Consider the following 8,515-nt stretch of genomic DNA (forward strand, 5'->3'; position numbering starts at 1 on the left):
CCCATGACGAAGCCAAGCAGGGCCGCCCCCGCCATGCCGAGCAGAATGCCGGCTTCCGGCGGCCAGCCCCAGACCTTGACGGCATGCGCCGTGAAGTAGGCGGCGCCGCCGAAAAAGGTGGCGTGGCCGAACGACAGCAGCCCGGTGTAGCCAAGCAGGAGATTGAACGCACAGGCAAACAGCGCAAAGCACAGCATCTTCATCAGGAAGATCGGATAGACCAGGAAAGGCGCCACCAGCAGCGCCAGGATGCCGAGCCCGACCAGCGTCCATTCAAGCCGTGCCGACGTTTTGGCCGATGTCTCGCGAAGCGTCAGTTCCGACATGTCAGATGTCTCTTCCGACATGTCAGGCGTCCCTTCCGAACAGGCCGGCCGGCCGGACCAGAAGCACGATGGCCATGATGACGAAGACCACGAGGTTTGAGGCCTCGGGATAGAAGACCTTGGTCAGGCCCTCGGCAAGGCCAAGCATATAGCCGGTGACGATCGCGCCGAGGATCGATCCCATGCCGCCGACCACGACGACGGCGAAGACGACGATGATGAGATCCGACCCCATAAGCGGGCTCACCTGATAGATCGGCGCTGCCAGAATTCCGGCAAGCCCAGCCAACGCGGAGCCGAGGCCGTAGGTCAGGGTCAGCAGCAAGGGCACGTTGACGCCGAAAGCCTGGACGAGGCGGGGATTCTCCGTTGCGGCGCGCAGGTAGGAACCGAGCCTGGTCTTCTCGATCAGCGCCCAGGTTCCGAAGCAGACGATCAGCGAGGCGACGACGACCCAGCCGCGATAGTTGGGCAGGAACATGAAGCCGAGATTGGTGCCTCCCGAAAGCAGTGGCGGCACCGCGTAGGGGTTTCCCGAGACGCCGTAATAGTAGCGGAAGATGCCTTCGAGCACGAGCGCGAGGCCGAAGGTGAAGAGCAGCCCGTAGAGCGGGTCGAGATCGTACAGCCGCGACAGCGCCAGGCGCTCGACCACGATGCCGAAGACACCGACGATCAGCGGCGCAAGGATCAGCGCCGGCCAGTAGCCGATGCCGAGATAGGTGAGCAGCAGATAGCCGACGAAGGCGCCGAGCATATACTGGGCGCCATGGGCGAAATTGATGACGCGCAGCAAGCCGAATATGACGGCCAGGCCCAGGCTCAGCATGGCGTAGAACGAGCCGTTGATCAGGCCGACCAGCAACTGGCCGAGGAAGGCCTGAACGGGGATGCCGAAGATCATCGTCATGGCGCCATCATACACCCAGGACTTCGTGGAGCTGCGTCATGCGGTCCGGCAACTCGCCGACCGGGAACCCTGCCACCACCTTGCCGTGCTCCATCAGATAGAAACGATCGGCGACACGGCTGGCGAAGCGGAAGTTCTGCTCGACCAGCAGGATCGTCATGCCGCGCTTTTTCAACGTCGCCAGCAACGCGCCGATGCGCTGCACGATGACGGGAGCGAGCCCCTCCGTCGGCTCGTCGAGAAGCAGCATTTTCACACCCGTTCTCAACATGCGCGCGATCGCCAGCATCTGCTGTTCGCCGCCCGACAGCCTGGTGCCGGGACTGTTGCGCCGCTCCTTCAGATTGGGGAACAGATCGAATATCTCCTCGACGCTCATGCCGCCCTCGGCCACGACCGGCGGCAGAACCAGGTTCTCGTCGACGGTCAGCGTGGCGAAAATACCGCGCTCCTCCGGCACGAAGCCGATGCCCTGATGCGCGGTGCGGTGCAGCGGCAGCCGCATCAGATCCTGGCCGTCGAAGGCGATCCCGCCGGTTCGCTTGCGGATCAGCCCCATGATGGCCCGCAGCGTCGTCGTCTTGCCGACGCCATTGCGGCCGAGCAGTGTGACCGTCTCGCCGGAATACACTTCCAGATCGACGCCGTGCAGCGCATGGCCCTCGCCATACCAGGCGTTGAGGCCGCTGACGGCAAGCAGAGGTGCGGTACTAGTCATCGGCGGTGCCCATATAGGCGATCTTGACGCGCTCGTCGCGGCTGACCGTGGCGTAGTCGCCGGCGGCCAGCACCTCGCCGCGCTGCATGACCGTTATCCAGTCGCAAAGGTCGGCCACCACAGTCAGATTGTGCTCGACCATCAGCACGGCGCGATCCTTGGCCACCGAACGGATAAGGTCGGAAACCGTGGCCACGTCCTCGTGCCCCATGCCGGCCATCGGCTCGTCCAGCAGCAGCACTTTCGGATCGAGCGCCAGGGTCGTGGCGATCTCGAGCACGCGTTTCCTGCCATAGGAAAGGTCGCCGGCGAGCCTGTTCCTGGCGTCGTCGAGACCGACCGAGCGCAGCAATTCCTCGGCGCGCGGCGTCAGCCGGTCGAGCGCCGCCAGCGAGCGCCAGAACTGAACGCTGAGCCCGCCCGGCCGCTGCAGGGCGACGCGCACATTGTCGAGCACGCTGAGATGCGGAAAAATCGCCGATATCTGGAACGAGCGCACCAGACCCATTCGCGCGACCCTGGCCGGCGACGTGCGGGTGATGTCGTGGCCAAGCAGCTCGATCCTGCCGCTGGTCGGCGCCAGGAACTTGGTGAGCAGGTTGAAGACGGTCGTCTTGCCGGCGCCGTTGGGTCCGATCAGGGCATGGATGTTGCCATGGCGAACATCCAGATCGACGTTTTTCACGGCGATGAAGCCGGCAAAGTCACGCCGCAACCCGCGGGCGGAAAGCACCACAGGCGGCTCGTTCGCGCTCAGGTCAGTCGGCGCCATCGGCCGCGCCGATCACTGGCCGGCCGTCGGACAGCCGCTTTCCTTTTCGCTCAGGAAGGCCTCGTTGCCAGGAATGGTGGCGAGATATTTGTAGTAGTCCCACTCCTTGGTGCTCTCGGCTGGCGACTTGACCTGATAGAGGTACATGTCGTGGACCATGTTGCCGTCCGCCTGCACTTTGCCGTTGGTTATCGCGGCGTCGTCCACAGGCATCGAATGCAGTTGCTTGGCGACGGCTTCGGTCTCGTCCGTGCCGGCCTTGTCGATCGCTTTCAGGTACTGCGTCACCGCTGAATAGGTCGAGGCCTGGATCATGTTCGGCATGCGGTTGGTGCGCTTGAAAAAGCGCTGCCCGAATTCGCGGCTCTTGTCGTCGCGATCCCAATAATAGCCTTCGGTCAGCACAACGCCCTGCGCCGCTTGAAGGCCAAGCCCATGCACCTCGGCCAGCGTGAACAGGAGTGCGGCAAGACGCTGACCGCCCTGCACGATGCCGAATTCGGCCGCCTGCTTGATCGAGTTGGAGGTATCGAGGCCGGCATTGGCCAGGCCGATGACCTTGGCGCCCGACGATTGCGCCTGCAGCAGGAAGGACGAATAATCGGTCGATCCCAGGGGATAACGCACCTCGCCCAGCACCTTGCCGCCATGGCTCTCGACGAACTTGGTGGTCTGATCCTTCAGCGAATAGCCGAATGCATAGTCGACGGTGACGAAGAACCAGCTGTCGCCGCCCTGCTGCACGAGAGAGCCGCCTGTCCCAATCGCTTGCGAATGAGTGTCATAGGCCCAGTGGAAGCCATAGGGCGAGCATTGTTTGCCGGTCAGCTCCGTGGTCGCCGCGCCGGTGACGATGTCGATCTTCTTCTTTTCCTTGGAAATCCCCTGGACGGCGAGCGCCACCGAAGAGGTCGTCAGTTCCATGATGGCATCGACCTGCTCGGTGTCATACCACTGCCGCGCGATGTTGGAGGCGATATCCGGTTTGTTCTGGTGGTCGGCGCTGATGATTTCTATCGGCGCTCCCTGCACCTTGCCGCCGAAATCCTCGACCGCCATCTTGGCCGCCTCGACCGACCACTTGCCGCCGAAATCGGCGTAGACGCCCGATTGGTCGTTGAGGATGCCGATCTTGACCTTGCCGTCGGAAATTTCAGCGGCCGAGGCGGGGATCGCGGATACGGCGAGAAGTGCCGCGGAAACGAAAAGGCTTACCTTCATGGTTGACTTCCTCCCATAGCGATGAATCCGACCGACCCTCCTACGATCGATCATCGCAATGGTATTGAACATGAGGAAGATAGGGACAGAGGGCAAGAGGCCGTTAGGGATTTCGTGCTCGAAGCGATACGGTTTGGCGGCGGAACGCGAGCCTTGAGCACGAGATAGAGACACAAACACGTGAACCGCCGGCGGCAGTGCCGGCTCAGCCCTCGGCGGCGACGAGATGGCCGTTGCCGAAATCCCTCAGCGCCAGTTTCAACGGCGCCTCGCCGATCCTGCGGGTGGCGCTCGGGATCTCCTGGTCCAGGCGGGCGAAGCGGCTTCTTCGCTTGGCTGGATCGGGCACCGGCACGGCTTCGATGAGGCGTCTGGTGTAGGGGTGGCGCGGGTTGGAAAAGACCTGGTCGCGCGTGCCCATTTCGACGATCTGGCCGAGATACATGACGGCGACGCGGTCGGAGATGTTCTCGACCACCGCCATGTCGTGCGAGATGAAGAGATAGGCGACGCCGAATTCGCGTTGCAATTCCTTCAACAGATCGAGCACACGCGCCTGCACCGAGACGTCGAGCGCCGAGACGCTTTCGTCGGCGATGATCAGCTTCGGCCGCAGCGCAAGAGCGCGTGCAATACAGACGCGCTGGCGCTGGCCGCCGGAGAATTCATGCGGATAGAGATCCATCTGGTCAGCCGACAGGCCGACGCGCTCGAACAGCGCCGCGACACGCTGGCTGCGTTCTTGCTTCGAGGCGATGCCATGGATCAGCAGCGGCTCGGCGACGAGGTCGCCGACGCGCATGCGCGGGTCGAGCGAGGCGTAGGGATCCTGAAAAATCATCTGCACGTCGCGGCGCACAGCCTTGCGCTCGTCGCGGCCAAGGCCAGACAAATTGCGGCCGCCGATGACGACGCCTCCGCTGTAAGGCACCAGTCCGGCCAACGCCTTGGCGGTTGTCGACTTGCCGCAACCGGATTCGCCGACCAGCGCCAGCGTCTCGTTGGGCGCGATCGAGAAGGTCACGCCTTCCACCGCGTGGACGCGGCGGGTGACCCGGCCGAAGAAGCCGCCATGCAGGTCGAAGCGGACATGCAGGTCCTTGACCTCGGCGACATTGGCCGGCGCCGCCGCCTCGACATCCCTGGATTTCTGGCGGCCGATACCGCTGCCGATGCGCGGCACGGCGGCAAGCAGTTCGCGCGTGTAGTCGGCTTGCGGCCTGGCAAAAATGTCAGCGGTTCTTCCCTCTTCGACCATGCGGCCATGCCGCATGATGATGACGCGGTCGGCCATTTCGGCGACGACGCCCATGTCGTGGGTGATCAGGATGACGCTGGTGCCGTGCTGGCGCTGCAGGTCGCGCAGCAGCTCCAGCACCTCGCCTTGCACGGTGACGTCGAGGGCCGTCGTCGGCTCGTCGGCGATCAGCACGTCCGGCTCGAGCGCCAGCGCCATGGCGATCATCACCCGCTGGCGCATGCCGCCGGACAGTTCGTGCGGAAACTGCTTTAGCCGGCTTTCGGCCTCTGAAATGCGCACCGCCTTCAACGCCTCGATGGCGCGCTGACGAGCTTCGCCCTGCGACAGGCTGGTGTGTGCCTCGATGGATTCGGTGAGCTGCCGGCCGATCGACAGCACCGGGTTGAGCGAGGTCATCGGCTCCTGGAAGATCATGGCGATGCGGTCGCCGCGAATGCGCCGCATCCGGCGCTCGTCGAGAGTCGTCAGATCTGTATCGCCCAGATGGATTTTCCCAGACGATATGCGCGCCGCCGGCTGCGGCAGCAATTGCATGATGGCCAGTGCGGTCATCGATTTGCCGGAGCCGGATTCACCGGCAATGCAGAGCGTCTCGCCACGCGCCAGCGTCAGCGACAGGTCGGAGACGACCTCGCGCTCGCCGTCCTCGCCGCGCACGCTGACGCAGAGGTTGGCGATGTCGAGGACGGGTTTGGGGGTTGAGGTCATTGCAAAGGCAAAGTTCTGAGAGGTTTATTCCGGCACGCCCCCCTCTGTCCTGCCGGACATCTCCCCCTCAAGGGGGGAGATTGGCCGTCACGTGGGCCGGCGCTCCCCCTTGCAACATTAGAGATTGGCGAAAGCCGAAGTGACATCTGATCTCCCCCCTTGAGGGGGAGATGTCCGGCAGGACAGAGGGGGGTGCAGCGCCGACTTGACATCATTCAAACACGCAGCGCGGAAAATAGAACGACACCACCCAGTTCGGCATGTCGACGATCTCGCTGATCCTGAGATCGCCGCACACAGAGGCCAGCATATAGGCTTCGACCGGGTCGATCTTGTACCTCCCGGCGAGCAGGTCGACCATCTGCGCGACCGCTTCCCTGGCGCCCGCCATCAGGTCCGGGCCGATGCCGGTCGTCACCTCATAACCCTTGGCGTCGAGATGGCGCGTCACCGGGCCTGGCGTGGTGAAGCGCGGCGTCTTCAGCCTGGCATCCTTGACCAGATCGAGCTTGAGCACGACGTCCATCGGGCTTTCGATCGCCGTGCCGCAAACCTCGCCGTCGCCTTGCGCGGCATGGGTATCGCCGACCGAAAACAGTGCGCCCGCCACTTCCACCGGCAGGTACAGCGTGGTGCCGGCGGCGAGATCGCGGATGTCGAGATTGCCGCCGACGCGCCTTGGCGGCACCACCGAATGGTGGCCCTTTTCCGCCAGCGCGTTGCCGATGGTGCCGGCGAAGGCTTTCAACGGCACACGCGCATTTTTGCCGAACAGCGCCGGCTCGAGCGAGACGGCGTCGTATTTCCAGATGTTCAGCGCCGGCTCCTTGAAGTCGTCGGCGAGCAGCCCGAAACCGGGAATGTTGGCCGTCCAGCCGAAGCCGGATGGTTTGAACATCTCGATCGTCACCTTCAGTGCATCGCCCGGCTCGGCGCCCTCGACGAAGATCGGCCCAGTCACCGGATTGACGGTGGCGAAGTCGAGCCTGGCGACGTCGGCGACCGTGCTGTCGGCCTGCAACTGGCCGCCGGAGGAATCGAGGCACTGGAACTCGATGGTCGAGCCGGGCGCCACCCGCTCGGCCGGGACAAACGAATTGTCCCAGCCGAAATGATGTTGGCGCCCGTGGATGGTGTAGTCGCAGTTATTGCACATCTTTTACGTACACATTGTCGTAGTTGATCGGGATATGGACCGGGTCGACATAGAGGTTGTCGGCGCCGCCCATGCGCGTCGACTTCATGGTGAAGCGCTGCTCGTTGAAGACCGGCGCCCAGGGCGCGTCTTCCATCACCTTGTCGTAGATGGCGCTCCACATCTTGTCGCGCTCGCCGGCCTTGGCCGGGTCGACCACCGAGTCGGCCTCGGCCGCCTTGGCCTCGAGATCCTTGTTGCAGTACCACGACCAGTTCCAGCCGCCCGGCACCGCGCCGGCGCAGCCGAGGATCGGGCCGTAGAAGTTCGACGGATCCGGGAAGTCGGCGATCCAGGCCATGCCGCCGGACCAGATCATCGGTGCGCCGGCCTTGTCGCCGCCGGCGGCAATGACGTTTGCCTGAGCCAGCGACTGGATGCTGGCCTTGATGCCGATCGCCGCCAGATCCTGCTGGATCGCCTGAGCGATGCGCGGGTTGGGATCGGTGTTCATGGCGAACAATTGCGTGTCGAAACCATCGGGATGGCCGGCCTCGGCAAGCAGCGCCTTGGCCTTGGCGACGTCATAGGGATAGCCCTTGTACTCCTTGTCGTAGCCCGGCATCGACGGCGGCAGCGGCTGGTTGGCCGGCACAGCGCGGCCGTTGATGATCTGGATGATGCGCGCCTTGTTGATCGCCATGTTGACCGCCTGACGCACCTTCACATTGTCGAACGGCGCCATGGTGGTGTTCATGGTGACATAGCCGGTGTGCAGCTGGCCGCCTTCGACGACGCGCGCCTTCTGCTCCGGATCGGCCATCACCTCCTGGAATTTTGCCGGCGGAATGCCGTCGCCGGGCACATCGATCTCGCCCTTCTGCAGGCGCAGCAGCGCCACGATCGGCTCCTGGCCGATCTCGAAGGTGATCTTGTCCAGATGCGGCAGGCCCTTGTGCCAATAGTCCGCATTGCGCTCGAAGACGATGCGCTGGCCGAGTGTCCATTCGGCGAGCTTGAAGGCGCCGGTGCCGACCGGATGCTTGCCGAAATCGGCGCCGTATTTCTCGACCTCTTCCTTCGGCACGACATGCGAGAAGTTGATGGCCATGACATGCAGGAAAGTGGCGTCGGGCCGGGTCAGCTCGAACTTGACCGTGTAGGGATCGACGACGGTGACGCCGGAGAGGCTCCCGGCCTTGCCGGCGGCGACATCGTCATAGCCCTTGATCGAGCCGAAAAAGCCGGCGCCGGGGCTCTGGGTCTTGGGATTGGTGACGCGGTCGAGCGAATATTTCACGTCGTCGGCGGTCATCTCGCGGCCATTGTGGAATTTCACGCCATGGCGCAGCTTGAAGGTGAAGGTCTTCCCGTCGGGCGAGATCTCGTAGCTCTCGGCAAGGTCGGGCTTCAAATTGGTGGTGCCAGGTTCGTAATCCATCAGCCCGTCGAACAGGCTCTTGA

General features: G+C 63.8%; 7 protein-coding genes and 1 pseudogene. All 8 read right to left on the reverse strand.

Annotated elements, in window-relative coordinates:
- A pseudogene (locus tag EN893_RS10160) lies at positions 1–326 on the reverse strand (branched-chain amino acid ABC transporter permease); the annotation flags it as partial.
- A 22-nt stretch (positions 327–348) separates the two neighbouring features.
- Entirely contained in the window at positions 349–1,236 is an 888-nt protein-coding gene (locus tag EN893_RS10165) for a branched-chain amino acid ABC transporter permease (RefSeq protein ID WP_127267609.1), read from the reverse strand.
- A 7-nt stretch (positions 1,237–1,243) separates the two neighbouring features.
- A complete protein-coding gene (locus EN893_RS10170) occupies positions 1,244–1,954 on the reverse strand; it encodes an ABC transporter ATP-binding protein (protein WP_127267608.1) in 711 nt (236 codons plus the stop codon).
- The gene (locus tag EN893_RS10175; RefSeq protein WP_127267607.1) at positions 1,947–2,726 is read right to left on the reverse strand and encodes an ABC transporter ATP-binding protein; all 780 of its coding nucleotides are present in this window, start codon (positions 2,724–2,726) and stop codon (positions 1,947–1,949) included. Before EN893_RS10175 ends, EN893_RS10170 begins: the two co-directional genes overlap by 8 nt.
- Positions 2,727–2,738: 12 nt before the next feature.
- Complete coding sequence (locus tag EN893_RS10180) at positions 2,739–3,947, reverse strand: ABC transporter substrate-binding protein (RefSeq protein ID WP_127267606.1); 1,209 nt, start codon at positions 3,945–3,947, stop codon at positions 2,739–2,741.
- Between the two features lie 205 nt (positions 3,948–4,152).
- Positions 4,153–5,916: an ABC transporter ATP-binding protein gene (locus tag EN893_RS10185; protein ID WP_127267605.1), complete on the reverse strand. Its 1,764-nt coding sequence runs from the start codon at positions 5,914–5,916 to the stop codon at positions 4,153–4,155.
- 211 nt (positions 5,917–6,127) lie between these two features.
- Positions 6,128–7,072 (reverse strand): acetamidase/formamidase family protein, encoded by a 945-nt coding sequence (locus tag EN893_RS10195; protein WP_127267604.1) that lies wholly within the window; start codon positions 7,070–7,072, stop codon positions 6,128–6,130.
- A partial coding sequence (locus tag EN893_RS10200; RefSeq protein WP_128361523.1) for an ABC transporter substrate-binding protein occupies positions 7,062–8,515 on the reverse strand: 1,454 nt, incomplete at its 5' end. The genes EN893_RS10195 and EN893_RS10200, both read right to left, overlap by 11 nt.

Source organism: Mesorhizobium sp. M7A.F.Ca.CA.004.04.2.1 (assembly GCF_004022825.1).
In the GTDB taxonomy this organism is placed as follows: domain Bacteria; phylum Pseudomonadota; class Alphaproteobacteria; order Rhizobiales; family Rhizobiaceae; genus Mesorhizobium.